The 23,536-nt window shown below is 63.7% G+C and carries 26 protein-coding genes; 8 read left to right on the top strand and 18 right to left on the bottom strand.

Annotated elements, in window-relative coordinates; genetic code table 11:
* Positions 1–37 precede the first annotated feature (37 nt).
* Positions 38–1,444: a sigma-54-dependent transcriptional regulator gene (locus FLQ03_RS15140; RefSeq protein WP_144371726.1), complete on the top strand. Its 1,407-nt coding sequence runs from the start codon at positions 38–40 to the stop codon at positions 1,442–1,444.
* A gap of 20 nt (positions 1,445–1,464) precedes the next feature.
* Entirely contained in the window at positions 1,465–3,486 is a 2,022-nt protein-coding gene (locus FLQ03_RS19615; protein ID WP_206210998.1) for a sensor histidine kinase, read from the top strand.
* A 112-nt stretch (positions 3,487–3,598) separates the two neighbouring features.
* On the opposite strand, the gene FLQ03_RS19175 is transcribed toward FLQ03_RS19615, so the two are convergent.
* Entirely contained in the window at positions 3,599–3,766 is a 168-nt protein-coding gene (locus FLQ03_RS19175) for a hypothetical protein (protein ID WP_170252436.1), read from the bottom strand.
* A 263-nt stretch (positions 3,767–4,029) separates the two neighbouring features.
* On the opposite strand from FLQ03_RS19175, the gene FLQ03_RS15150 reads away from it, so the two are divergent.
* A complete protein-coding gene (locus FLQ03_RS15150; RefSeq protein WP_170252437.1) occupies positions 4,030–4,605 on the top strand; it encodes a lysophospholipid acyltransferase family protein in 576 nt (191 codons plus the stop codon).
* A 100-nt stretch (positions 4,606–4,705) separates the two neighbouring features.
* Here the strand turns inward: FLQ03_RS15150 and FLQ03_RS15155 are convergent, their stop codons facing one another.
* Together FLQ03_RS15155 and FLQ03_RS15160 are read right to left on the bottom strand one after the other, a co-directional pair.
* Positions 4,706–5,266: a DUF1415 domain-containing protein gene (locus tag FLQ03_RS15155; RefSeq protein WP_144371728.1), complete on the bottom strand. Its 561-nt coding sequence runs from the start codon at positions 5,264–5,266 to the stop codon at positions 4,706–4,708.
* Between the two features lie 82 nt (positions 5,267–5,348).
* Positions 5,349–5,552 (bottom strand): cold-shock protein, encoded by a 204-nt coding sequence (locus FLQ03_RS15160; protein ID WP_144371729.1) that lies wholly within the window; start codon positions 5,550–5,552, stop codon positions 5,349–5,351.
* Positions 5,553–5,869: 317 nt separating this feature from the next.
* Between FLQ03_RS15160 and FLQ03_RS15165 the strand changes: the two genes are divergently transcribed.
* Positions 5,870–6,958 carry an HD domain-containing phosphohydrolase gene (locus tag FLQ03_RS15165; protein ID WP_170252438.1) on the top strand — a complete coding sequence of 363 codons (1,089 nt, stop codon included), beginning with the start codon at positions 5,870–5,872 and terminating at the stop codon, positions 6,956–6,958.
* A 96-nt stretch (positions 6,959–7,054) separates the two neighbouring features.
* Entirely contained in the window at positions 7,055–7,366 is a 312-nt protein-coding gene (gene ppnP, locus FLQ03_RS15170) for a pyrimidine/purine nucleoside phosphorylase (RefSeq protein WP_144371731.1), read from the top strand.
* 70 nt (positions 7,367–7,436) lie between these two features.
* Here ppnP and FLQ03_RS15175 read toward each other — a convergent pair whose 3' ends face one another.
* Together FLQ03_RS15175 and FLQ03_RS15180 are read right to left on the bottom strand one after the other, a co-directional pair.
* Positions 7,437–8,447 (bottom strand): potassium channel family protein, encoded by a 1,011-nt coding sequence (locus FLQ03_RS15175; RefSeq protein ID WP_144371732.1) that lies wholly within the window; start codon positions 8,445–8,447, stop codon positions 7,437–7,439.
* A 43-nt stretch (positions 8,448–8,490) separates the two neighbouring features.
* Complete coding sequence (locus FLQ03_RS15180; protein ID WP_170252439.1) at positions 8,491–9,144, bottom strand: Crp/Fnr family transcriptional regulator; 654 nt, start codon at positions 9,142–9,144, stop codon at positions 8,491–8,493.
* An 81-nt stretch (positions 9,145–9,225) separates the two neighbouring features.
* Between FLQ03_RS15180 and FLQ03_RS15185 the strand changes: the two genes are divergently transcribed.
* On the top strand, positions 9,226–9,738 hold the full coding sequence (locus FLQ03_RS15185) for an Mpo1 family 2-hydroxy fatty acid dioxygenase (protein WP_144371734.1): 513 nt from the start codon (positions 9,226–9,228) through the stop codon (positions 9,736–9,738).
* A gap of 46 nt (positions 9,739–9,784) precedes the next feature.
* Positions 9,785–11,038 carry an Hsp70 family protein gene (locus FLQ03_RS15190; RefSeq protein ID WP_144371735.1) on the top strand — a complete coding sequence of 418 codons (1,254 nt, stop codon included), beginning with the start codon at positions 9,785–9,787 and terminating at the stop codon, positions 11,036–11,038.
* Between the two features lie 94 nt (positions 11,039–11,132).
* Here the strand turns inward: FLQ03_RS15190 and FLQ03_RS15195 are convergent, their stop codons facing one another.
* From FLQ03_RS15195 to trxB, 6 genes are all read right to left on the bottom strand, one after another.
* On the bottom strand, positions 11,133–12,065 hold the full coding sequence (locus FLQ03_RS15195; RefSeq protein ID WP_144371736.1) for a DUF808 domain-containing protein: 933 nt from the start codon (positions 12,063–12,065) through the stop codon (positions 11,133–11,135).
* Positions 12,066–12,163: 98 nt separating this feature from the next.
* Positions 12,164–12,964, bottom strand: a complete 801-nt coding sequence (locus FLQ03_RS15200; RefSeq protein ID WP_144371737.1) for an alpha/beta hydrolase — start codon at positions 12,962–12,964, stop codon at positions 12,164–12,166.
* Entirely contained in the window at positions 12,961–14,364 is a 1,404-nt protein-coding gene (locus FLQ03_RS15205) for a PhoH family protein (protein WP_144371738.1), read from the bottom strand. Before FLQ03_RS15205 ends, FLQ03_RS15200 begins: the two co-directional genes overlap by 4 nt.
* 50 nt (positions 14,365–14,414) lie before the next feature.
* A complete protein-coding gene (locus FLQ03_RS15210; protein ID WP_144371739.1) occupies positions 14,415–14,858 on the bottom strand; it encodes a peroxiredoxin in 444 nt (147 codons plus the stop codon).
* Positions 14,859–14,874: 16 nt separating this feature from the next.
* Entirely contained in the window at positions 14,875–15,417 is a 543-nt protein-coding gene (locus FLQ03_RS15215) for a Smr/MutS family protein (protein WP_240802284.1), read from the bottom strand.
* Between the two features lie 73 nt (positions 15,418–15,490).
* A complete protein-coding gene (gene trxB / locus FLQ03_RS15220; RefSeq protein ID WP_144371741.1) occupies positions 15,491–16,444 on the bottom strand; it encodes a thioredoxin-disulfide reductase in 954 nt (317 codons plus the stop codon).
* Between the two features lie 113 nt (positions 16,445–16,557).
* On the opposite strand from trxB, the gene FLQ03_RS15225 reads away from it, so the two are divergent.
* Positions 16,558–16,740, top strand: a complete 183-nt coding sequence (locus FLQ03_RS15225) for a YjfB family protein (protein ID WP_144371742.1) — start codon at positions 16,558–16,560, stop codon at positions 16,738–16,740.
* Positions 16,741–16,808: 68 nt separating this feature from the next.
* Here FLQ03_RS15225 and FLQ03_RS15230 read toward each other — a convergent pair whose 3' ends face one another.
* The 7 genes from FLQ03_RS15230 to glnE are packed head-to-tail and all read right to left on the bottom strand — an operon-like array spanning position 16,809 to position 23,536.
* Positions 16,809–17,411 (bottom strand): hypothetical protein, encoded by a 603-nt coding sequence (locus tag FLQ03_RS15230; protein WP_144371743.1) that lies wholly within the window; start codon positions 17,409–17,411, stop codon positions 16,809–16,811.
* Positions 17,392–17,853: a YbaN family protein gene (locus FLQ03_RS15235; RefSeq protein WP_144371744.1), complete on the bottom strand. Its 462-nt coding sequence runs from the start codon at positions 17,851–17,853 to the stop codon at positions 17,392–17,394. The genes FLQ03_RS15230 and FLQ03_RS15235 overlap by 20 nt, the downstream gene beginning before the upstream one ends.
* A 53-nt stretch (positions 17,854–17,906) precedes the next feature.
* Positions 17,907–18,500, bottom strand: a complete 594-nt coding sequence (locus tag FLQ03_RS15240; protein ID WP_144371745.1) for a TetR/AcrR family transcriptional regulator — start codon at positions 18,498–18,500, stop codon at positions 17,907–17,909.
* Positions 18,497–19,546 (bottom strand): lipopolysaccharide heptosyltransferase II, encoded by a 1,050-nt coding sequence (gene waaF, locus FLQ03_RS15245; protein ID WP_144371746.1) that lies wholly within the window; start codon positions 19,544–19,546, stop codon positions 18,497–18,499. Before waaF ends, FLQ03_RS15240 begins: the two co-directional genes overlap by 4 nt.
* A 60-nt stretch (positions 19,547–19,606) precedes the next feature.
* On the bottom strand, positions 19,607–19,813 hold the full coding sequence (locus FLQ03_RS15250; RefSeq protein ID WP_144371747.1) for a zinc-finger domain-containing protein: 207 nt from the start codon (positions 19,811–19,813) through the stop codon (positions 19,607–19,609).
* Positions 19,814–19,862: 49 nt separating this feature from the next.
* Positions 19,863–20,786 (bottom strand): branched-chain amino acid transaminase, encoded by a 924-nt coding sequence (locus tag FLQ03_RS15255; RefSeq protein WP_144371748.1) that lies wholly within the window; start codon positions 20,784–20,786, stop codon positions 19,863–19,865.
* Positions 20,787–20,839: 53 nt separating this feature from the next.
* On the bottom strand, positions 20,840–23,536 hold the full coding sequence (gene glnE / locus FLQ03_RS15260; protein ID WP_144371749.1) for a bifunctional [glutamate--ammonia ligase]-adenylyl-L-tyrosine phosphorylase/[glutamate--ammonia-ligase] adenylyltransferase: 2,697 nt from the start codon (positions 23,534–23,536) through the stop codon (positions 20,840–20,842).

Below are 23,536 nucleotides of genomic sequence, written 5' to 3' on the forward strand. Positions count from 1 at the left end.
GGCGTTGCGACAGTTTGTCCGCACAAGGGGTAGGGTCTTGCAGCAAGAAGACAAGTTGGCCGCAAGTAGTGACAAGCCGTGGGGCAGTTACAGCGTGCTGGTGGTAGATGACGAGCCGGGCATGGTGAATTTCATCCGCCGGGCGCTGGAAGTGCGCTGCGGTACGGTGTTGACCGCAGGCAGTGCCGAAGAAGGCGAGCAGCTGCTGGCGCAGCAGCGTTTCGACCTGATCGTGCTGGATATCTCGCTGCCCGGCATGTCGGGCGTGAGCTGGCTGAAACAGCTGCGTGAGCGCGGTGTGAATAGCGAGGTGATGCTGATGACGGCGTTCGCCGACGTGGAAACCGCCATCGACGCGCTGCGTGCCGGCGCGTCCGATTTCCTGCTGAAGCCGTTTTCGCTGGCGCAATTGATCAACGCGGCGCGGCGTGCCTTTGAGCGTGCGCGGCTGGAGGCGGAAAACTGGGTGCTGCGCCGCGAAGTGGCGTCGCACGCCAGCCGCAGCCACGTCAGCCGCGACGGCCTGATCGGCGAATCGCCGGCCATCGCCGACGTGCGCGCCATGCTGCAGCGTTTTGCGCCGATGCCGTCTACGGTGCTGATTCAGGGCGAGTCGGGCACCGGCAAGGAAGTGGTGGCACGGGCGCTGCATCAGCAAAGCCCGCGTGCCGACGCCAGTTTTGTGCCGGTGAACTGCGCGGCCATCGCGCAAGAACTGATCGAAAGCGAGCTGTTTGGCCATGTGAAAGGCGCCTATACCGGTGCCACCGGCAGCCGCGATGGCCTGTTTTATTACGCGCGCGGCGGCACGCTGTTTCTGGACGAAATCGGCGAGCTGCCGTTGGCTATCCAGGCCAAGCTGCTGCGGGTGCTGGAGGAGCGCCGCATCCGCCCGGTGGGGTCGGAGCAGGAAATCAAGGTGGACGTGCGCGTGATCGCCGCCACCAACAAACCGCTGGCCGACGAGGTGGCTGCCGGCCGCTTCCGCGCCGATCTTTACTACCGCCTGCAGGTGCTGGAGTTGCACCTGCCGCCGCTGCGCGAGCGCACTGAAGACCTGCCGGCGCTGACCGCCCATTTCATGGATTTGCTGAGCCCAGCGCTGGGCGTGCAGCCGGTGGAGGTGGAGCCGGCGGTACTGGCGGCGATGGCTGCCTACGACTGGCCGGGCAATGTGCGTGAGCTGAAAAACCTGGTCGAGCGCTCGCTGATTCTGGGCTATGTGCCGCGTGACCTGCCGTGCACGCGGGCAGCGGCTGCCGGTAGCCTGCCAGCGGAGATGGCGGCCAACCTGGGCGAGGAGGGCGACAGCCTGGCTACCGTGGAAAACCGCCATATCCGCGCAGTGTTGGCCGCCTGCGGCGGCAACAAATCCGAAGCCGCGCGGCGGCTGGGTATCTCGCGTAAGACACTGGAGCGCAAATGTCTGGTCTGGGGCGAGTAAGACAGGGCTGGCAGCGGCTGATGCAGCCGCTGAACCGCTCGGTACGCAACCGCTTTGTGGCGCTGGCCTTGCTACCGCTGGTGGGCGGCTTTCCGGTGTTGTTGCTGCTGCTGGCCGGTTGGGGCGGTGCGGCGTTCCAGGAGCTGCTGGTGTTCAAGGTGCGCAGCGACCTGGCGGTGGCCAATACCTACTTCGAGCGGGTGCAAGGCGAGCTTGGGCGCAGCATCGAAGCGTTGGCCACGTCCGAGATGCTGGCCGACGCGCAACGGCGGCCGGAGCAATCGCTGGACGGCTTGCTGCAAGCACGGGCCGCCGCACTGGGGCTGGACTATCTGGTGTTGCTGGATGAGGAGCGCCGTGTGTTGGCCGCGTCGTTGCCTGCGGCACGATCACAGCCCTATCCTGCCGGCTTGGTGGCGGCGGTGGCGGTCAATGGTGGTAGCAGGGTAGCGTTGGATGTGTTTACTGCCGAGCAGCTGGATGCGCTGTCTCCGGCTTTTCGGCAGCAGGCTGCCATCGCATTGCGCCCAACCCGTGGCGCCCGGCCCAGCTGGCAGCAACAGAGCCAGAGCGGCCTGCTGTTGCATGCGGCAACCGCCTTGCCGGGGCGGCGTCTGGCGCTGGTGGGCGGCCAGCTGCTCAACCGTAACGTGGGCTTTGTCGATCGCATCCAGCATCTGGTTTACCCGCCGGGGTCGCTGCCGGCCAATAGCCGGGGCGCGACCACGCTGTTTCTGGACGATGTCCGCATCGCCACCACGGTCAAGCTGCCGCAAGGCGAACGCGCCATCGGCACCCGCGTATCCGGCGCGGTAGCCGACCAGGTGCTGGAGCACGGTCAGATGTGGCTGGACCGGGCGCTGGTGGTGGGCGACTGGTACGTGTCCGGCTACCAGCCCTTGCTGGATAGCCGCGGCGAGCGCGTTGGCATGCTGTACGTCGGTTTCCTGGAGCAGCCTTTCGTGCTGGCCAAATGGCTGGCGCTGGCGGTGTTGTTTGTATTGTTTGCCATCACCATGGCGGTGGCGGCCTGGATCAGCTGGCGCTTTGCTCAGTCTGTCATCCAGCCGGTAGAGCGCTTGCGGGCCACCATGCGCAGTGTGGAAGCCGGCCAGCTGGACGCCCGCGTGGGCGCCTTGCCGCAACAGGACGAGCTGGCCTTGCTGGCCAGCCATTTCGACCATTTGCTGGACCGCATCCAGTCGCAAAATCAGGCGCTGACGCGCTGGGCGAGCGAGCTGGACGACAAGGTGGCAGCGCGGACGCGCGAGCTGGCAGCAGCCAACCAGACGCTGCTGACGGCACAGCAGCAGCTGTTCAAGTCGGAGAAGCTGGCCGCCATCGGCCAGCTGGCGGCAGGCATCGCGCACGAGGTCAACAACCCGGTGGCAGTCATTCAGGGCAACCTGGAGCTGATGCAGGAGCTACTGGGGCCAGCGGCGGACCCCGTGGCCGAGGAATTCCGCCTGCTGAACGAGCAAGTGCAGCGCATCCGCCTGATTGTGGCCAAGCTGCTGCAATACGCCCGGCCCAACGAGTACTCCGGCTATCTGCAGCAGGTGCGTGCCGACGAGGTGTTCCAGGATAGCCTGGTGCTGGTCGGCCATCAGCTGGGCAGTAGCCGGGTGATGGTGCGTACCGAATGGCAGGCGCAGCGCACGCTACTGGTGAACCGCTACGAGCTGCAGCAGGTGCTGATCAATTTGCTGCTGAACGCGCTGCAAGCCATGCCGGAAGGCGGCGAGCTGGCGCTGGCGACGCACGACTGCGACGGCGGCGATGATCAGCCGGGCGTATTGATGACGGTGTCCGACCGCGGCGGCGGCATTGCCGACGCCGACATGGCGCGGCTGTTCACGCCGTTCTTTACCCGCAAGGCAGAGGGTACCGGCTTGGGATTATGGGTGTGCCAGGGGCTGATCGAGCGTTACGGCGGCCAGATCAATGCGGCCAACCTGCCGCAGGGTGGCGCAATCTTCCGCGTCTGGTTGCCGTGCGAGCCGTTGCTGGATGGCGAACCGCTGCTGGATACGCCGCTGTAGCGTGCAAGGCTTGAGTGGGCAAGGTAAAGGCTGCCTGAAAGGGCAGCCTTTTTAGTGTGCAACAGACTGCTGCCGGGCCGGAGCGCGGCAGGCAGAAGGATGGGGTAGCGGCTTACTCCTGAGACTCGCGCTCGATCCGCCGGCGTTCGATTTCGCGCCGGGCGGCCGCGTTACGGATGTCACACGGGCGAGTGCGCGGCATCGGCTTGCCGGCAAGAATGTTGCTGCGCACTTCGGCGCGCACTTCATAGTAAGCAGATTTGGACTGATACTGCGACATGACGGCTTCTCCTTCATTAAGGGATGCTGCTCTATCTAGCAATCTGACCGCTTTGCATTACTGCTTTATTACGCCGCTGCAGCCCGGCTGGCAAGCGCCATTTGCATGTTGCACTGCCGCAAGCGGGGAAGTGTCGCCGAAGTGTTGTATTCGTCTGGCAAAATCTATCGAATGGCTGGCGGCGAGTATTCTTTTCAATGCTGCCGTGGCGGTGGTGGCGGCGTGTTATAGTGCGCCGTTTTTTTATCTAGCGGTTGCTCTGGATGCACTACACCATTTTCGATACCCCTGTGCTGCGCACGCTGTTGCGCTGGTTTTCCCTGATCATGCTGCGTTTGCTGGGCTGGCGCTTGGTGGGGGATTTCCCGCGTGACAAGAAATACGTGCTGATCGGCGCGCCGCATACCAGTAACTGGGATTTCCCGTTTACGCTGATGTTCTGTTTTGCCGGCGGTGCCAAACTGTACTGGATGGGCAAGCACACGCTGTTCAGCGGCCCGGCCGGCCCGCTGATGCGCTGGCTGGGGGGCATTTCTGTCGATCGCCGCCAGAAAAACTCGCTGGTAGAGCAGATGATCGAGGTCTACCAACTCAGCGATAGCCTGGTGGTGGCGGTGCCGCCGGAAGGCACCCGTTCGCGGGTCAGCGAATGGAAGACCGGCTTTTACCATATTGCCTGCGGTGCGCAGGTGCCCATCGCGCTGGGCTACCTGGATTTTTCCCGTAAACAGGGCGGGGTAATGGGTCTGTTTCAGCCCACCGGCGATATTGCGCACGACATGCCGTTAATCCGGGCGCGTTACCGTGATGTGCGCGGCAAATGCCCGCATAACCAGTAGTATTTAAATGTCTCAATAAAAAAACCGGCGCTGTGCCGGTTTTTTTATTGGCTTGCGGCCGGGTCGCAGCCGGCATGGAAACTGAATGCCGGGTGGTCGCTTATTTGGCTTTCGGGGCGCCGACATTCAGCGCTTCCCAGCCATCGCGGCCCAGTTCCTGCATTAGGGCAATATTGCGCTCGTAAATGGTGGCAGCGTCGGGAAAGGCTTCCACTGCGCGGTCGATACTGCTCTCGCGAATCAGGTGCAGGGTGGGGAATGGCGAGCGGTTGGTATTGTTGCTGACGTCGTTCAGCGTGGTGCCGGCAAACTGGAATTTGGGGTGGAAGTCGGCCACCTGCAATTCGCCTTCCAGGCCCATGTCGGCCAGTGCTGCGTCGGCAATTTCGAGGAAGTCGTTGAAGTCCAGGAAGCGCTGCAGTACGTAGGGGTGTACCAGCAGCGTGGTATCGATTTCTTCCGGGTCGCTGTCGGCCAGCAGGCGCAGCTCGGTCATCAGGTGCTCCAGCAGCGCGGCCGGGTCTTTGGCGTCGCTGACGATGATGCGCACCTGGTCTTTGACGTACACCGCCTTGGCAAACGGGCACAGGTTGAGGCCGATCACGGCCTTTTCCAGCCAGTTGCGGGTAGCGGCAATGATGTCGTCGTGGGTCAGTTCCATGTTTTGCTCCGGGGCGGTTAATGCAAAAAACCCGGATGCGGGCATCCGGGTTTCTTTTCAGGCGTACAGCCGGGTGTCTGGATTACAGACCCTGGATGTTGGAAGCCTGTTTGCCTTTCGGGCCTTCAACGATGTCGAAGCTTACACGCTGGTTTTCAGCCAGGGTGCGGAAGCCTTTAGCGTTGATCTGGGAGAAGTGAGCGAATACGTCGTCACCGCCGTTGTCCGGAGTGATGAAGCCGAAGCCCTTGGAGTCATTGAACCATTTAACGGTACCGGTTGCCATGTTCTGTTCCCTTATGGAATAGCGTTGAGTATGAGAAAAGCGCATGTCAATCAAGGGAAATGACAAACTGTGGTACGGGCAACGCCACTACAACAACTGACAGATCACGACTTGAAAAACTGCAGCACGCAGTCTGCCTGCGCTTACAAATGTCGGCAAGTGTTTTTTGTGGTGCCCTGATAAAAAACCACTGGCATCAGGGTCTTTGCTGGCATGCGTCAGGGTATTGGCTGGAAAAGCTCGCAGCGTAGCGGTGGCGCAAACTATAGTTCACACAGGCACAGTGAATAGTACGCAGGCTAATGACGGAGACAGGCATGGATCGATATCGCATTGAAGATGAAGAAAGTTTTTCCGACTTCCAGTACGCGCTCGATGACTACGCGCCGCGTATTGCCAACCTGTTGGCCGCCTTGCGGCAGAGCCCGCAGGATATCGCCATGCTGGGTGAGCTGATGCGGCTTTTTCACACCATCAAGGGCGATGCCGGTCTGTGCCGGCTGCCGTTTGTCGAGCCGATGGTGCACGCGGCAGAAGACCTGCTGGGCATGGTACGTGCCGGGTCGCTGCCGTTTACGGCGGCACTGGAGCAACTGCTGTTGCTGGCGCTGGACCGGCTGGAGCTGTTGGTCAGCGAGCTGGAAACCGGGCGCGAAATCTCGCTGGCCGATTTCAACCGCATGGTGGACGAAATGACCCAGCTGGCCGCGCAGCCGCCGGCGCTGGTAGAGGCGCAGGCCTGGCTGGTCATCAAGCGCCTTACCGGTTTCCTGCCGCAGCAGCCGGTGGCGCCGTTGCCGGCGCGTAACCCGCAGCAGGAGGCGGATCTGCAGTACTTCCGCAGCCTGGCGTTGCAGTTCGAGCAGCGCTCGGTGCTGTTTCAGGGCCGTACCGAGCGCAATCTGGTGCTGGCAGCGGCCTGCAACGAGGCGGCGGGCTGGAAGGTGGACCCGCTGCAGCTGGAGGCCGCCGTCTACATGCACGACGTGGGCATGATGTACTTGCCGGAGGAGTTGTGGCTGAAACAGGGCAAGCTCAGCGCCGAGGAGCGTCTGCAGCTGGCGGCGCACCCGGGCTGGGCGGCCGACATGCTGATGCGGATGAAGGGGTGGGAGGAGGCGGCCAGCATCGTGCGCGATCACCACGAGCGTATCGATGGTACCGGCTATCCGGCGGGCAAGCCGGCCGGGCTGATCATGGAAGGTGCCAAGCTGTTGGCCATCATCGATACCTTCGAAGCCGTTATTCTCAAGCATGGCCAGCGCCGCCAGGTGCGCTCGCTATTGCGTGCCGTGGCCGAAATCAACGCCTGCGAGTCGCAGTTTGATGCGGCGTGGATCAATTGTTTCAATCTGGTGGTGCGCGACATGATCGAGCGCGGCATGGTGTTGCCGCACGTGCGCTAGTGCCCGATGTGGCAACTAGGTTGACGCTGCAAATCGGCTGCGGGCATGATGCTGGGCAAGAGCCGTGTAACGGCCGTGCCCAAACAAGGAGAAATCATGAGTCAGTTCGATAATGTCAGCGTGGTAAAGCAAGCCAACGTTTACTTTGACGGCAAGTGTGTCAGCCACACCGTCATCCTGCAGGATGGTACCCGCAAGTCGGTAGGCGTAATCCTGCCGTCCAAGCTGCTGTTCAGTACCGGTGCGCCGGAAGTGATGGAGCTGATCGCCGGCGAGTGCAAAGTCACGCTGGCTGGTGAAGCCGAAGCCCGCACCTACCGCGGTGGCGACTCGTTCTCGGTGCCGGGCGAGAGCTCTTTCCAGATCGAAGTGACCGACACCCTGCATTACGTCTGCCACTTCGGCTAAGCGCGGTAGCAGGCAAGCAAAAAGGTTGGCCGCGGCCAACCTTTTTTCATTATCGCGCGTGGCAGGCTGCTTATAGCGCCAGCGCGCCGTCATCGCGCCGCGAAATCACCATCAGCGACTCGCCCGTCAGCAGCAGGGTTTCCCACGCCGGGTTGAACACCACCTCGCCACCCGGCCGTTCCAGTGCTACCACAATCACACTGCCGTCGCGTACCGGCAGGCATTCGGCAATGCTGCGGCCAACCCATGCCGGATCAATGGCCAGCACCTGCGCGCGGAAGGTATTGGGGTAGCGGCTGTGCAATCGCTCAAAGAAGTGCAGCGTTTCCGGCTTGACCACCAGGTTGGCCATGTTCATGCCGCCAAGGTAGGACGGAATCACTACTTGGTCGGCGCCGACGGCTTTCAGCTTCTTGCGGGCACTTTCGGTTTCTGCCTTGGACACGATATTGATCTGGCGGCTCAGGTTGCGCGCTGTTACTACCACGAAGGCGTTGTCGGCGTCCGAGGTCAGGCAGGTAATGATGGCGCGGGCGCGGTGGATGCCGGCGGCCTCCAGATTGGCGTCTTCGGTGGCGTCACCGATGATGTACGGATAGTCGCGGCCGTCCAGCAGTTGCTGCGCTTGCTGGGCGTTCTTTTCGATGATCACCACGTCGTGGCCGGCCTGGGTCAGTTCGTCCAGCGCGTACAGCCCGGTGCGGCTGAGGCCGCAGATGATGATGTGTTGCTCGAGGCGGGAAATGATCTTGTCCATTTTGCGTGCACGCAGGTATTGGGGCAGGTCGCCCTGGAACATCAGCAAGGTAAGCGAAGAAATGCCGTAACCCACCACACCGGTGCCGAAGATGATCAGCAGTACGGTAAACACGCGGCCCACTGTGTCCAGCGGGTGCGTTTCGCCGTAGCCGATGGTGGCCAGCGTGATGACGGTCATGTACAGGCTGTCGAAGACGCTCCAGCCTTCCAGCAGGTGGTAGCCCAGCGTGCCCATCACCACCGCGCTGAGTACCAGTGCGGACAGCGACAGCAAGCGGACGGCCAGGGCACGGCCCATGGTGTGTCGGGTTGGCAGGTTCATGCCGCCATTGTAATGGCTGCTTGGCAGGGCGGCCTGCTTTTGCTCAAGTCTGCCCGCTTTCCAGCTGCTGTAGCGCGCTGCGATCGTGTACTTGCAACTGGCCACGGCCCACGCTGATCAGCCCCGCATCGGCCAGCTGCCCCAGGATGGCGTTGCAGGTTTGGCGGCTGATGCCGGTGGCGCTGGCCAGCGCTTCCTGGCTAAGCCGGATGCGGCCGTCGCCATCTGCCAGCAACAGCAGGCGCTGGGCCAGTCGCGCCTCTGGCGACAGTAGCGTTTGCTGGGCCAGGCCTTGCATCAGCTTGCGCGTTTTGGCTGCCATCAGCTGCCCCAGCGGCAGCCAGCCTTGCGGCCAACCTTGCAGCCAGCCCAGCAGCGCGGCTTGCGGGACGTGCCATAGCAGGCAACCGCGGTCGCTGCCGGCGTCGTGGGTGCGCGGCCCGTGGTCGAACAGTGCCACCTCGCCAAACCAGTGGCCGGCGCCCAGCCGGGTCAGCACGCTGTGCTTGCCGGTGAGCGAGCTGCTGCCGATCACCATGCTGCCTTCCAGAATGCCGTACAGGCCGTCAGGCGCGTCTTCGTGCAGAAACAGGAAGCCGCCCGCCGGCAAGCGTCGTGGCTGGCCCAGTGCCTGCAGTGCGGCCTGCATGGTATCCGGCAGGCCGGCAAACCAAGGGTCGGCCGCCAGTCGCTGCAAAGCATGGCTTCTGTCGTCTGCTTGACAGAGTGAATCCGGGCGCAAGGGCATGATGGAGCCTCAACCTGATGGAGGGCTACCATGAAAACGCTAGAACAACATTTAGTCAATTACGCCAGCTACCACCGCGACGTGCGCAATATCCGCACCCACTTTGTCGGCATTCCGCTGATCGTGCTGGCGGTGGCGCAGTTGCTGGCACAGGTGCCGCTGGGCAGCGGGCTGACGCTGCTGGCGCCGGTGCTGCTGGCCTCGTGTGCGTTTTATCTGGCGCTAAGCCGCCCGCTGGGCCTGCTGATGACGGTACTGATGCTGCTGACCGGCTGGGCCGGTACGCTGCTGGCGGCGCAGCCTGGCGCCTTGTGGCTGGGACTGTTGCTGTTTGCGCTGGGCTGGGTCATCCAGTTTGTCGGCCATTGGTACGAAGGCCGCAAGCCGGCGTTTGTCGACGATTTGCTGGGCCTGCTGGTGGGGCCGCTGTTCGTGGTGGTGGAGTGGCTGTTTCTGCTTGGGCTGTGCCAACCGTTGCAGGCGGCCATCACTGCCGGTGCCGGCCCGCTGCGCGGCGTGCAGAAAGTCGCTGCAGGTCACTGAAGTTTCGCTATAATCCCGCTCCTTTTGCCTGAGGGGGTGGATAAGCATGACCGTAAAAGCCTGTGGCGTGGACTTTGGTACGTCCAATTCGACCGTGGGCTGGTGCCGCCCCGGTGAGCCCAGCCTGCTGGCGCTGGAAGACGGCAAGACCACGCTGCCGTCGGTAGTGTTCTTCAATGCCGAGGAAGAAAGCACGGCGGTTGGCCGCGCCGCCATCGCCGAGTATCTGGATGGCTACGAAGGCCGCCTGATGCGCTCGCTGAAGAGCATTCTGGGTACCAGCCTGATGAACGGGCAGACCGAAGTGCAGGGGCGTCCGCTGCGTTTTCTGGACTTGCTGACGCTGTTCATCGGCGAGCTCAAGCAGCGCGCCGAGCGTCAGGCTGGCCGCGCTTTCGAGCAGGCCGTGTTCGGCCGCCCGGTGTTCTTTGTAGATGACGACCCGGTGGCCGACCGCCTGGCGCAAGACACGCTGGGCGACATCGCCCGCCGTGTCGGTTTCAAGGAAGTGGCGTTCCAGTTCGAGCCGATTGCCGCCGCGTTCGACTACGAAAGCCGCGTGCAGCGCGAGGAGCTGGTGCTGATCGTCGATATCGGTGGCGGTACTTCCGACTTTTCGCTGCTGCGCCTGTCGCCGGAGCGTGCCCACCTGCTGGATCGTCGCGCCGACATTCTGGCTAACGGCGGTGTGCATATCGGCGGCACCGACTTCGACAAGCAGCTCAGTCTGCACGCGGTGATGCCGCAGCTGGGCTACCGCACGCGCCTGAAGAACAACGCCGAGGTGCCGTCCGGTTTCTACTTCAACCTGGCCACCTGGCACACCATCAACTTTGCCTACACCCGCAAGGCCCTGAACGACCTGCAGGGCATTTACCCGGACGCGCTGGAGCAGCGCAAGCTGGACCGCTTGTTTTCGCTGATCGACAAGCGCGCCGGCCACTGGCTGGCCATCCAGGTGGAAGCGGCCAAGATTGCCTTATCCGACGTGGCCAGCACGCGGCTGGACATGAGCGAGATCGAGCGCGATCTGTGGCACGAGGTGTTGCGCAGCGATTTCGACGAGGCGATCGAGAAACAGATTGTCAGCATCGAAACCACGGTCACGCGTTTGCTGGCCGACGCGCAGCTGCAGGCAGGCGAGGTGGATACCGTGTTCTTTACCGGTGGCTCCAGCGGCGTGCCACTGCTGCGCCAGCGCATTGCCGCCATGTTCCCTGCCGCGCAGGCCGTGGAGGGCGACCGCTACGGCAGTATCGGCAGCGGCCTGGCTTTGGACGCCTCGCGCCGCTTTGCCTGAGTGCACCGCCACCAGGTTGGTCGCAGGTGTCAGCCATAAAAGCAAACCCCGCCAGTTGGCGGGGTTTGTGTTTGGCGGGACAGTAGGCTGCGCGTCAGTGCGCTTTTTCCCCGCGCAGCTTGCCGATTGCCATCACCACAGCCAGTACCAGTGCGCCGGCTACCACGCCGAACAACCCGTCCAGCACCGCCGGTATAATGGCCGCCAGCAGGCCGCCGATGCCGGCGACCCCGGCCACGCTGTGAGCGGCGGCTTCGATGGCGTGGTGGGCGAACGGCAGGCCGTGGGTAAGGATGCCACCGCCAACCAGGAACATCGCGATAGTGCCGGCCACGGCCAGAAAGCGCATCAGCGGCGGGGCGGCGTTTACCAGCGCACGGCCCAGTTGCTGGCTGGCAGCACCCGGTTTGCGTGTCAGGTACAGGCCGATGTCGTCCAGCTTGACGATGCCGGCTACCAGGCCGTACACGCCGACAGTCATGATCAGCGAGATGCCGGTCAGCACCACCAGCTGCGACATGAACGGCTGCGTGGCGACGGTGCCCAGCGTGATGGCGATGATCTCGGCGGACAGGATGAAGTCGGTGGTGATGGCGCCTTTGATCTTGTCTTTCTCGTAGGCCACCATGTCCACGTCGGGGTTGGTCAGTGCGGCCAACCTGTCGCTGTGCTCGGCGTCTTCCTCTGCGGCGTGCAGGTATTTGTGCGCCAGTTTTTCCACGCCTTCAAAGCACAGGAAGGCGCCGCCTATCATCAGCAGCGGGGTGATCAGGATTGGTGCAAAGGCGCTGATGGCCAGCGCCAACGGTACCAGAATGGCCTTGTTTCGCAGCGAGCCCAGCGCTACGGCCCAGACCACCGGCAGCTCGCGGTCGGCTTGCACGCCGGCCACCTGTTGCGCGTTCAGCGCCAGGTCGTCACCCAGTACGCCGGCGGTTTTCTTGGCGGCCACTTTGGTCATTACCGCCACGTCGTCCAGAATAGTGGCGATGTCATCAATCAGCATTAGCAGGCTACTACCAGCCATGTTTGTTTCCTGTCAGCAAAGGCGGTCGCTGTTGTGCAAACGGCGACACGAAAAGCCCGGCGGTTGCCGGGCGGGATGCACACGGTAGCAAAGCGTGACTATGTCATCAAGTGTTGCTGCAACCAGTGATGGATACGCTGGGCGGCATACTGCCAGCGCGTGTCCAGCATCAGCATGTGGGCGGTGCCGGGCAGGATCTCGCACGGCAGGCCCAGCGCTTGCGCCATCTGCCGCACTTCGGCGGCGCTGATCAGCTGGTCGTGCTCGCCGCCCAGTATCAGTACCGGCAAGTTCAGCCGCGGCCTTGCCAGCGGCGACACCATCGACATGTCCATGATGGCGCGCACGCTCTCCACCTGGCTGTTGGCCGCCATCCAGGCCACGTCCGCTAGCGGGGCGTCGGCCGAAAACAGCATGCCTTGCAGTTCGCTGGTGTGTGGCTGGTAGTTGCCTTGCTGAAACAGGTTGAGCCCCAGCAGCATGCCGGGTGACTGGCTGAACAGCCGCCAGGTGGAGGCGGCAAGCCCGGTGTGCGGTACCGACGCCAGCAGTACCAGCGCAGCCGCCTGGTGGCGCTGCAGGTATTGCTGGCACACGAAACCGCCCATCGAATGGCCCAGCAACACCGGCGCGCGGCCGATCTGCCGTACTGCCTGCGCCACGTTGGCCACGTAGTCGTCAATGCTGGTGGCGGCCAGCCAGGCCTGGCCTTCGCTGTGGCCGTGGCCTTCCAGGCTCAGTGCCCAGCAGTCGTAGCCTTGCGCGGCAAACCAGGGCAGAAAGTGCTGCTGCCAGCAGCGGGCGCTGCTGTACGCGCCGTGGATAAACAGCAGGGGCGGCACGTCCAGTGCGGCCCCCGCCGGTGCGTGGTGGATCAACTCAAGTTGTAGCGAACTCACAGTACCTCGGCGGCGTGATCTGCCAGACGCGAGCGTTCGCCGCGCTGCAGGGTGATGTGGCCGGAATGATCCCAGCCTTTGAAGCGGTCAACGACGTAAGTCAGGCCGGAGCTGCCCTCGGTAAGGTAGGGCGTGTCGATCTGGCTGATGTTGCCCAGGCAGACCACCTTGGTGCCGGGGCCGGCGCGGGTGATCAGGGTTTTCATCTGCTTGGGCGTCAGGTTCTGCGCTTCGTCGATGATCAGGTATTTGTTGAGGAAGGTGCGACCGCGCATGAAGTTCAGCGATTTCACCTTGATGCGGCTGCGGATCAGGTCGCGGGTGGCGGCACGGCCCCACTCGCCGCCATCGTCCTCGTTGCGGTTGAGCACGTCCAGGTTGTCTTCCAGTGCGCCCATCCACGGCAGCATTTTTTCTTCTTCGGTGCCGGGCAGGAAGCCGATGTCTTCGCCCACCGGCACGGTAACGCGGGTCATGATGATTTCGCTGTACAGCTTTTGCTCCAGCGTCATCGCCAGGCCTGCGGCCAACGTCAGCAGCGTCTTGCCGGTGCCGGCCTGGCCCAGCAGGGTGACGAAGTCGATTTCCGGGTTCATCAGCAGGTTTAGCGCGAAGTTCTGTTCGCGGTTGCGCGCGGTAATGCCCCACACGTTGTTCTTCTGGTGGCTGTAGTCCTTCAGCGTTTCCAGTACCGCGCTCTTGCCGTCGATCTGGGTGACGCGACATTGCAAGGGCTGGTCGCCTTGCTGCCAAAGCAGCTGGTTCAGGTGCAGGCTGGCAACGTCGCTACCCTTGATCTGGTAGTAGGTGCGGCCGTGTTCCTGCCACGATTTGAGGTCTTTGCCATTGCGGTCCCAGAAGCCGGGGTCGATTTCGCGGGTGCCGGTGTACAGCAGGTCGGTGTCTTCCAGCACCTTGTCGTTGAAATAGTCTTCGGCCTCCAGCCCCAGTGCGCTGGCCTTGATGCGCATATTGATGTCTTTGGACACCAGGATCACGTTGCGGCCGGGCTCGCGCTCTTTCAGCGCCATCACGATGCCCAGGATCTGATTGTCGGCCTTGCCTACCGGCATGGAGGCGGGCAGCACGGCGTGGATGGCCTGGGTCTGCAGCCGCAGCTTGCCGCTGGCGGCGTCACGGCTGGCGCTTTGCAGCGGGATGCCGGTGTCGATGCTGCCGGCGCCGGCGCGCACGATCTCGTCCAGAAAGCGGCTGGCCTGGCGGGCGTTGCGCGCCACTTCGGTCATGCCCTTCTTGTGGGTGTCCAGCTCTTCCAGCGTGATGATGGGGATGAAGACGTCGTGTTCCTCGAAGCGGAACAGGCAGGTAGGGTCGTGCAACAGCACATTGGTATCGAGAACAAACAGCTTGACGGTTTTGGTCTTTTTGCGGCTTGCCATGATAGAGGCCCCTTGATGAGCGGGGCCTCGCGGTATGCCAGACCCTGCGCTTATAGCGAATTCACGAATGCCAGCACTTCTTCGACGTGGCCAGGGACCTTCAGGCCGCGCCAGGCTTTGAGGATCTTGCCCGCGCTGTCGATGACGAAGGTGCTGCGTTCGATCCCTCTTACCTGTTTGCCGTACATATTTTTCAGCTTCATGACAGCGAACAGATTACATACAGTTTCCTCCGGATCGCTGATCAATTCAAATGGCAATTCGTACTTGGCCTTGAAGTTCTCGTGCGATTTCAGGCTGTCGCGCGACACGCCGACGATGGTGACGTTGGCCGCAGCAAACGCGGCGTGGTGGTCACGAAAACCGATAGCCTGGGTGGTGCAGCCCGGGGTGCTGTCCTTGGGGTAGAAGTACAGCACGGTCAGGCCGGCGGCGGGCAGGCTGATGGTCTGGCCGCTGGTGGCCGGGGCGCTGAAGGGGGTGATCTGTTCCATTGCTTTCTCCATGGTGTCAGTCCGGACGGCGCAGCAGCGCCAGCACGGCGCCGCTGCCGCCGTGCTGCAGGCGGGTTTCGCAAAATGCCAGTACGTCTGGATGGTGGGTAAGCCAGCTGCGTACCATTTTGGGCAGTACCGGCTCGCCGCGCGAGCTCAGGCCCTTGCCGTGGATGATGCGCACGCACTGGCCCTGGTGGCGGGCGCGGTGCAGGAATAGTGCCAGCTGTTCGTGTGCTTCAAAGCGGTCCAGGCCGTGCAGATCCAGCTCGGCACACACTGGCCAGTGGCCGGCTTTCAGCTTTTTCAGCGTGTGCGCCGGCATGCCGGGGCTTCGGTGTTCGATGTCGATATGGGCGGGTTCGAACCAGCCCAGCATCTGCGCAAACAGGCTGTGGTCCGGGTTGTTGCTGTACAGGCGGTGGCCGGCGTGGTGCAGCGGCCGCGGGCGCGGTCGCGGTAGCGGCGCCTGCACGCGGCCGTCCGGCTTAAGCGGCCGCACGTCGCGCATCAGGGCTGGGAAGTCCGGCTCCGGCTCGGGCGCAGCCACAATAGCCACAGGCAAGACCCTTGCGGGCCTTGCCTGTGGTTTGATCGGCTTCAGTTGCTCCTTGAGCGACTTCAACGCCGTATTAGCCCAGATGGTCCAGGTAACGCTCAGCGTCCAGGGCAGCCTGGCAGCCGGATGCGGCGCTGGTGATGGCCTGGCGGTAGTTGTGGTCCTGTACGTCGCCGGCGGCAAACACGCCCGGTGCGCTGGTGGCGGTGGCGTTGCCGTCACGGCCGGCGCGGGTAACGATGTAGCCGGTTTCATCCAGCTCCAGCTGACCCTTGAAGATGTCGGTGTTCGGCTTGTGGCCGATGGCGATGAACACGCCCATCACGTTGATCTCTTCGGTGCTGCCGTCGTTGAACTTCAGGCGGGCGCCGGTCACGCCGCTGTCGTCGCCCAGGATTTCGTCCAGATTGGCGTTCAGCTTCAGGGTGATCTTGCCTTCGGCGACGCGGGCCATCAGCTTGTCGACCATGATTTTTTCGGCGCGGAAGGTGTCGCGACGGTGGATCAGGGTAACGTGCTTGGTGATGTTGGCCAGGTACAGCGCCTCTTCCACCGCAGTGTCGCCGCCGCCTACCACGGCCACGTCCTGGTTGCGGTAGAAGAAACCGTCGCAGGTGGCGCAGGCCGATACACCCTTGCCGGCAAAGGCTTGCTCGGACGGCAGGCCCAGGTATTTGGCCGACGCGCCGGTAGCGATGATCAGGGCATCGCAGGTGTATTCGCCGCTGTCGCCCACCAGGCGGATCGGTTTCTCATCCAGCTTGGCGGTGTGGATGTGGTCGAAGATCATTTCGGTGCCAAAGCGCTCGGCGTGCTGCTGGAAGCGCTGCATTAGCTCCGGACCCTGTACGCCGGCTACGTCGGCAGGCCAGTTGTCCACGTCGGTGGTGGTCATCAGCTGGCCGCCTTGCGCCATGCCGGTAATCAGAACGGGGTTGAGGTTGGCGCGTGCAGCGTATACCGCGGCGGTGTAGCCAGCCGGGCCGGAACCGAGAATCAGCAGGGGGCTATGACGGGTTTGGCTCATGGGGTTTTTCCTGTGTAGTACGGACAGATTGTGTATATTTTAACAGTATTCCGGAAGCAGGCCGATAAAGTGTTTCTACCTGCCAAATAGTTTCTGGCTACCGAAAGGAGTAAATGATGGAAGTAGGCGCCAGCAGCAGCGCGAGTGTGAAACAGACCACCGAAACCTTCGTGCTGAAGAAATCGATGGAGGCATCCAGCGACATGATGTCCACGCTGATGGCTTCGGTGGAGCAGAACGCGCCCAAAACCAACAATCCGCCGCATCTGGGGCAGAATGTTGACGTCAAGGCCTGATCTGATCCTGTCCGCCGGCAGCAAAAACCCGCCTGTTACAGGCGGGTTTTTTCATGGCGCGGTACGGTTCAGACGCTGAAGCTTACCCGGCTGCCGCTGCTGCTTTGCAGTAGCGATTGCGTGGCCTGGTACTGCGCTACGGCCTGTTGCTGGGCGCTGGCGTTCAGCTCGGCGCGGCTGCTGTCTTCCGGCTGGCTGGCGGCTTGCGGCGTGCTGCGCGGGGTGGCGGTCTGCTGGGCCTGCGCCTCGGGCGGCGGTGCGCTGATGCCGGATGGTGCATTGGGCTGCGCGTTGTCGTTGCGGGTGGCCAGGTTGGCCGCAGGCTGTGCCGGTGGCGAGGTGGTCGGCTCGTTGCTGGCGGTTTGCACCACGCTGGCGGTTTGCTGCTGGGTTTGCTGCAAACGCAGGGCCTGGGTGCTTAACAGCTGGGCTTGCAGGCTGTTTTGCAGGTCGATGGCGCGGTTGTTCAACTGCGGGGCGGCATTTTCCGGCTTGCCAGCTACTTGCTGGGTGGCTGCCTGTAACTGGGCATCCCGGGCGGTGCTGGCCTCCAGCGCTTGCTGGCCGGCGCTTTCCAGACTGCCGGTTTGCGGCAATTCACGCTGACGGGCGGCCACGCTGTCACGGTACAGCGGGCTGGGGCTGAGCGGGTTAGTGCTGCTGATGTCCATGAGACTCCTCCTGGTGCACACCTTGCCGCAGTGCACATTGCGGTAGTGGCTGCCCCGGGCTGTCGGCGGTGACGGTAGGCAGGTGCCAGATCCAGGCCGACAAACCCAACCACAGTGCGGCCAACATGGCTTGCAGCAGGGGCAGCTGCCCCAGTAGGGCCAGGCTGATGCTGAACGACAGCGCCATGGCCAGCAGGGCGACACGCTTGGTTTGTCTGCGCATGCCGCGATAAGTTCGCCAGTCGCGGATGGCCGGCCCGAAGCGCGGGTGGTCCAGCAGGCGCTGTTCCAGTTGCGGATGGCTGCGGGCAAAACAGGCAGCCGCCATCAGGATGAACACCGTGGTCGGCAGTAGCGGGGTAACGGCGCCGATCAGGCCCAGCGCCAGGTTCAGGTAACCCAGTGCTGCCCAGGCGCTTTTGCCAAGCCGGTGTTTGTTCATGGCTGTCTCCCGCAAGGTGCCATTGTCAGCTTAGACGCTGGCAGCGTGCTCGCCTAGCCCTGCTGCAGGGTCAGCGCCAGCATGCGGTCGGCCAGTTGCGCTACGCTCAGCTCGCCGTCGTTGCGGTACCACTGCACGGTCCAGTGCAGGCTGCCCAGCAGCGTGCGGCGCAGCAGGTGGGTGTCCTGCTTGATCAGGCCCTGGGCGGCGGCTTCGTCCAGTACGCCTTGCCATAGTGATTCGTAGCGGTCGCGCAGCACGATCAGGCCCGGTTTGGCGCTGTCGGACACGCTGCGCCACTCGTACAGCATGACTTCCAGCGCGGCCTGGTTGTCGCCCAGCAGCGAGTGCAGGTGGACGTGAAACAGTGCGGCCAACTTGCTGCGGATATCGGGGGCGGTAGCCAGTGCCAGCGCCAGCTGCTCGGTGGTGGCGGTAATGCCCAGAGCCATCACGGCGACCAGGATCTCTTCCTTGGTGCGGAAGTGGTAGAACAGGCTGCCCGATTGCAGCCCGACGGCATTGCCTAGGTCGCGCACAGTGGTGCGTTCGTAGCCTTGGTCGCGAAACAGCTTGGCTGCGGCACGGATCAGCTCCATGCGGCGACTGTTGGCTTCCTGGTGGTTGTTCAGGTCGTTGCGGCTCATGCTTGGCTCGTCTGGGTGGGTTCCTGGGCTGGCTGGCGCAGCAAGGCGTCGGCCGCACTGCGTACCTGGGCGGGTAGCAGGTTTTCCAGGCAGTGGGTGTGTTTGTACGGGCAGGTGCGTTCGAAGCAGGGGCTGCAGTCCATGTTCAGCGACACGATGCTGGCACGGTGGCTGAGCGGCGGCGTGAAATCCGGGCTGGACGAGCCATATACGCCCACCAGAGGAATGCCCAGCGCCGCCGCCACGTGCATCAGGCCGGAGTCGTTGCAGATGGCCAGGCTGGCCAGGCCCATCAGGTCGATGGCTTCTTCCAGACCGGTCTTGCCGCACAGGTTCAGCGCGCAGCCGTCGGCCAGGCGGGCGATTTCGTCGCCGATGTCTTTATCCTTGCCGGAGCCGAACAGCCATACCTGGTAACCGTCGGCGTGATACTGGCGGGCCAGCTCGGCAAAGTGGCGTGCCGGCCAGCGTTTGGCCGGGCCGTATTCGGCACCGGGGCACATGGCCACTACCGGCTGTGCCAGCGACAGGCCCAGGCGCTGGGCTGTGCGCTGCTGCTCGGCTGGGGTGGAGCGCAATTGCGGGTGGGCAATCGGCCGATGCAGCGCCTGGCGCGGCGGTTCGCCCAGTGCACAGAAGCGCTCCACCATGGTGGGCAGCTCGTGCTCGTCCAGTTCACGGGTATCGTTCAGCAGGCCGTAGCGCAGCTCGCCGGTAAAGCCGGTGCGCAGCGGGATGCCGGCCAGAAACGGTATCAGTGCCGCTTTCAGCGAATTGGGCAGCACCACCACCTGGTCGAAGTTTTCGCGGCGCAGCGCACGCGCCACTTTCCAGCGCTCGCCCAGCCGCAGCTGGCCGTGGCCGAAAGGGTTCAGGTGCGACTTGGCCACTTCGGGCATGCGCGACAACAGCGGCAGCGTCCACGCCGGGGCAAAGACATGCAGCTCCAGGCCCGGGTGGCGTTCGTGCAGGCGGCGGTACAGGGGCTGCGCCATCACGCTGTCGCCTACCCAGGACGGGCCGATTACCAGTATTTTTTTGATCATGTAAACAAGCAAAAAAGGTGTAGCCAGGCCACACCTTTGATTCAGGCGGTCAGAAAAGGCTTAGTGGTGGCCGTGCGGCAGCGGGCCCACCAGCTTGTAGCGGGTGCCGCAGTACGGGCACAGGGCTTCACCGCCATTCTTGGCGACGGGCAGGAACACGCGCGGGTGCGAGTTCCACTTCACCATGTCCGGCGTCGGACAGTGCAGCGGCAGGTCCTTGGCGGTAACTTCGATGGTGCGGGCAGTGTTTTCTTTCAGTTCGGCCATGCTGTGTGCTTCCGGTTGGGGCCCGCGCGCGGCGGGCCGTCTTGTGTAATCAGGCGACGTAGGTCAGCCAGTGTTGCTTGCTTTCATCCAGGCCCTTCACGCAGTCGAAGTAGCGTTTCTGGATTTCGGCGGTAATCGGGCCGCGTTTGCCGCTGCCGATGGCGCGACGGTCCAGCTCGCGGATCGGGGTGACTTCGGCAGCGGTGCCGGTGAAGAAGGCTTCGTCGGCGCTGTAGACTTCGTCGCGGGTGATGCGTTTTTCGATCAGCTCCAGGCCCATCTCATCGGCCAGCTGTACCACGGTATCACGGGTGATGCCTTCCAGTGCGCTGGTGAGGTCCGGCGTGTACAGCTTGCCTTTGCGCACGATGAAGATGTTCTCGCCCGAACCCTCGGCCACAAAGCCGTCCACGTCCAGCAGCAGTGCTTCGTCGTAGCCGTCGGCGGTGGCTTCGTTGTTGGCCAGGATGGAGTTCATGTAGTTGCCGTTGGCCTTGGCCTTGCACATGGTGATGTTCACGTGATGGCGGGTAAACGAGCTGGTCTTCACGCGGATGCCGTTTTCCAGGCCGTCTTCGCCCAGGTAAGCGCCCCACGGCCAGGCGGCCACGATCAGCTGTACGTCGTCTTTCTTCGGTGCCACACCCAGCTTGCCGGAGCCGTAAAAGGCCATCGGGCGGAAGTAGCACGACTTCAGCTGGTTGGCTTTCACCACGTCGAGGTGGGCCTGGTTGACCTGTTCTTTGCTGAACGGCAGGTCCATGCCCAGAATCTTGGCGGAGCGGAACAGGCGGTCGGTATGGTCCTGCAGGCGGAAAATGGCCGGGCCACGCGGGGTTTCGTAGGCGCGGACGCCTTCGAATACGCCCATGCCGTAGTGCAGGGTGTGGGTCAGCACGTGGGTGGTGGCGTTGCGCCAGTCTACCAGTTCGCCGTTGTACCAGATGAAGCCGTCGCGGTCTGCCATCGACATGGTGAATTCTCCGAATAGTCCTGTTTTTGGTGTGCTGCGATTATACAGTTGCCTTACTGAAAGTGAACCGGCTTTTCCGGTAACGCCGCGTAAGGGCCCAGTACCGCCTGCCACAGCGCCTGCACCTGGGCGTAGTCGTCCAGCGGCGGGTGCGCAATGCGGCTGCTGCCGTCCAGCCGGCTGGCGTGTTGCAGGCGGCGGTAGTGGCGGTAAGCCTGGCGGGCCGCTTCGGCCAGCGTGGCGTCGATCAGGCCGGCGTCGGCAGCGGCGGCCAGCAGCGCGATATTGCCGCTGTTGGCCAGCAGGGCCGGGTGCTGGCCGGCGTGGGCCAGAATCAGGAACTGCACGATGAATTCCACGTCGATGATGCCGCCGCGGGCGTGTTTGACGTCCTCCGGGTTGGCCGCATGGCTTTCCAGCATCTTGTTGCGCATGGCCACTACTTCGCCGCCCAGGGCTGCGGTGTCGCGCGGTAGCGCCAGCACCTGCTGGCGGATGGCCTCGAAGCGGGCGCCAATGCCGGCATCGCCGCACACAAAGCGGGCGCGGGTCAGCGCCTGGTGCTCCCACAGCCAGGCTTTGTGGTGCTGGTAATGCGCGAAGGCGTCGGTGGTGCTCACCAGCAGGCCGCTGGCGCCGTCCGGGCGCAGGCGGATGTCCACGTCGTACAGCACGCCGGCCGAGGTAGTGCTGGTGAGCCAGGTAATGATCTTGCGCGCCAGGCGCGAGTACAGGTCCGGCGCGTCCGGGTGATCGTCGTCGTACAGGAAGATCACGTCCAGGTCCGAGGCGTAGCCCAGCTCCTTGCCGCCCAGCTTGCCGTAGCCCACCACGCTGAACAGCGGCACCTCACGGTGGCGTTTGGGGATGTCCAGCCAGGCGTGGCGCACGGTGACGTCCAGCACCAGGTCGGCCAGGCGCGACAGTTCGTCGCTCAATGCTTCCAGTGTCCACATGCCGGCCAGGTCTTGCGCTACCAGGCGGAAGGTTTGCGCGTGCTGGAAATGGCGCAGCGCGTCCATCTGCGCTTCCACGTCGCCGTGGCAATCCTGCAGCTGCTGCTCCAGTTGTGCGGCCAACTGCGGCCAGTCCGGGGTGGCGTACAGCACGCGGGCGTCGAGCAGTTCGTCCAGCAGGATGGGGTGGCGCGACAGGTAGTCCGACACCCAGGCGCTGGACGAGTACAGCGAAGCCAGCCGCTGCAGCGTTTGCGGGTATTCCAGCAGCAGCGACAGGTAAGACGCGCGCCGGCTGATGGCGTCGATCAGTTGCAGGATGCGCTGCAGCGTGGTGTCGGCGTTGTCGAAGCTGGCGGCCACTTCCATCAGCGGGCCCATCAGCGCGTCCAGCTTCTTGCGGCTGGCGTCCGGCAACTGCAGGTAACGTTGGCCGCAGGCCAGGTTGCGCAGCTGGCGTTGCAGGTCGTCCGGGTCGTGGTAGCCCAGGCTGGCCAGCCGGGGCGCGATGTCGACGTTGGCGATGTCGCGCCAGTCGTTTTCCAGCGGGTGGGCAGCGGCGCCTTCGGTGGGCAGGAAGAACACTTGCTCGAAGTGCCGCGTCACGCGGCGGCGATGGCGGTTCAGCTCGTTCAGGAAGGCGTGCCAGTCGGCAAAACCCATGCTGCTGGCGATGCGCTGCCGGTTCTCGTCACTGGCGGGCAGGCTTTGCGTCTGCTGGTCGTCCAGGTACTGCAGGCGGTGTTCGAGGTTGCGCAGGAAGGTGTAGGCACCCAGCAGCTCGGCCACGGTGTCCGGCTCCAGCAGGCGCAGCTCGGCCAGGACGGCGTAGGTGTCGCGCGTGCTTTTCAGCTGCAGGCGGCGCTCGCGGCCACCGCGTATCAGCTGGAATACCTGCGCGATGAACTCCACTTCACGAATGCCGCCCGGCCCCAGCTTGATGTTGTCGGCCATGTCACGGCGCGCCACTTCGCGGCGGATCTGTGCGTGCAGCTCGCGCATGGCGCCGTAGGCGCCGTAGTCGAGGTATTTGCGGTAGACGAACGGGCGCACCAGTTGCGCCAGCTGGCTGTCGTCGCCGCTCATCACGCGGGCCTTGATCCAGGCGTAGCGTTCCCATTCGCGTCCCTGGGTTAGCAGGTAGTTTTCCAGCGCGGCCAGGCTCATCACCAGCGGCCCGCTGTCGCCGTAGGGGCGCAGCCGCATGTCGACGCGGAACACCTGGCCGTCGTAGGTGACGTCATTGATGGCGCTGATCAGCAGTTTGCCCAGCCGGGTGAAGTATTCGTGGTTGGACAGCCGGCGCGGGCCGCTGGTGTCGCCGTCTTCCGGGTAAACAAAGATCAGGTCGATGTCGCTGGAGACGTTCAGCTCGTAGCCGCCCAGCTTGCCCATGCCGATCACGATCAGCTGCTGCACCTCGCCGCTGTCTTCGCCGATGGGGGCGCCCAGGTTGGCCAGCGCGCGGCGCGCCACCGGCAGCGTGGTCTGCACCGCAAAGTCGGCCAGCAGGCTGATGGTGGTCACCACTTCGTGCAGGTCGGCCAGGCCGGCGTGGTCGCGGGTAATCAGCCGCGCCATCACGGCAATGCGCAGCTTGCGCAGGGCAGGGCTTAGCGCGTCGATGCTGTCAAAGCCCTGCCAGTCGGCAAAGGCGGCCATCTCGGCGGCGTCGAACGGGTGGTCCAGCCTGGCGGCCAAGCGCTCGGCCTCTTCGGGGCGGGCGGCAAGCTGGCGGTCAAGGTAGTAACTGAATGTACGGGCACAGGCGATAGCGGCGGTATTTGCTGGCAT

The sequence above is a fragment of the Vogesella urethralis genome (assembly GCF_007644045.2).
In the GTDB taxonomy this organism is placed as follows: domain Bacteria; phylum Pseudomonadota; class Gammaproteobacteria; order Burkholderiales; family Chromobacteriaceae; genus Vogesella; species Vogesella urethralis.

What these genes read in the sequence shown, in the direction of transcription:
- FLQ03_RS19615 (WP_206210998.1), top strand. Translation starts at nt 1,465, where the DNA reads ATGCAGCCGCTGAACCGCTCGGTACGCAACCGCTTTGTGGCGCTGGCC.
- FLQ03_RS19175 (WP_170252436.1), bottom strand. Translation starts at nt 3,766, where the DNA reads ATGTCGCAGTATCAGTCCAAATCTGCTTACTATGAAGTGCGCGCCGAA.
- FLQ03_RS15150 (WP_170252437.1), top strand. Translation starts at nt 4,030, where the DNA reads ATGCACTACACCATTTTCGATACCCCTGTGCTGCGCACGCTGTTGCGC.
- FLQ03_RS15155 (WP_144371728.1), bottom strand. Translation starts at nt 5,266, where the DNA reads ATGGAACTGACCCACGACGACATCATTGCCGCTACCCGCAACTGGCTG.
- FLQ03_RS15160 (WP_144371729.1), bottom strand. Translation starts at nt 5,552, where the DNA reads ATGGCAACCGGTACCGTTAAATGGTTCAATGACTCCAAGGGCTTCGGC.
- FLQ03_RS15165 (WP_170252438.1), top strand. Translation starts at nt 5,870, where the DNA reads ATGGATCGATATCGCATTGAAGATGAAGAAAGTTTTTCCGACTTCCAG.
- ppnP (WP_144371731.1), top strand. Translation starts at nt 7,055, where the DNA reads ATGAGTCAGTTCGATAATGTCAGCGTGGTAAAGCAAGCCAACGTTTAC.
- FLQ03_RS15175 (WP_144371732.1), bottom strand. Translation starts at nt 8,447, where the DNA reads ATGAACCTGCCAACCCGACACACCATGGGCCGTGCCCTGGCCGTCCGC.
- FLQ03_RS15185 (WP_144371734.1), top strand. Translation starts at nt 9,226, where the DNA reads ATGAAAACGCTAGAACAACATTTAGTCAATTACGCCAGCTACCACCGC.
- FLQ03_RS15190 (WP_144371735.1), top strand. Translation starts at nt 9,785, where the DNA reads ATGACCGTAAAAGCCTGTGGCGTGGACTTTGGTACGTCCAATTCGACC.
- FLQ03_RS15195 (WP_144371736.1), bottom strand. Translation starts at nt 12,065, where the DNA reads ATGGCTGGTAGTAGCCTGCTAATGCTGATTGATGACATCGCCACTATT.
- FLQ03_RS15205 (WP_144371738.1), bottom strand. Translation starts at nt 14,364, where the DNA reads ATGGCAAGCCGCAAAAAGACCAAAACCGTCAAGCTGTTTGTTCTCGAT.
- FLQ03_RS15210 (WP_144371739.1), bottom strand. Translation starts at nt 14,858, where the DNA reads ATGGAACAGATCACCCCCTTCAGCGCCCCGGCCACCAGCGGCCAGACC.
- trxB (WP_144371741.1), bottom strand. Translation starts at nt 16,444, where the DNA reads ATGAGCCAAACCCGTCATAGCCCCCTGCTGATTCTCGGTTCCGGCCCG.
- FLQ03_RS15225 (WP_144371742.1), top strand. Translation starts at nt 16,558, where the DNA reads ATGATGGAAGTAGGCGCCAGCAGCAGCGCGAGTGTGAAACAGACCACC.
- FLQ03_RS15230 (WP_144371743.1), bottom strand. Translation starts at nt 17,411, where the DNA reads ATGGACATCAGCAGCACTAACCCGCTCAGCCCCAGCCCGCTGTACCGT.
- FLQ03_RS15235 (WP_144371744.1), bottom strand. Translation starts at nt 17,853, where the DNA reads ATGAACAAACACCGGCTTGGCAAAAGCGCCTGGGCAGCACTGGGTTAC.
- FLQ03_RS15240 (WP_144371745.1), bottom strand. Translation starts at nt 18,500, where the DNA reads ATGAGCCGCAACGACCTGAACAACCACCAGGAAGCCAACAGTCGCCGC.
- waaF (WP_144371746.1), bottom strand. Translation starts at nt 19,546, where the DNA reads ATGATCAAAAAAATACTGGTAATCGGCCCGTCCTGGGTAGGCGACAGC.
- FLQ03_RS15250 (WP_144371747.1), bottom strand. Translation starts at nt 19,813, where the DNA reads ATGGCCGAACTGAAAGAAAACACTGCCCGCACCATCGAAGTTACCGCC.
- FLQ03_RS15255 (WP_144371748.1), bottom strand. Translation starts at nt 20,786, where the DNA reads ATGTCGATGGCAGACCGCGACGGCTTCATCTGGTACAACGGCGAACTG.
- glnE (WP_144371749.1), bottom strand. Translation starts at nt 23,536, where the DNA reads ATGCCAGCAAATACCGCCGCTATCGCCTGTGCCCGTACATTCAGTTAC.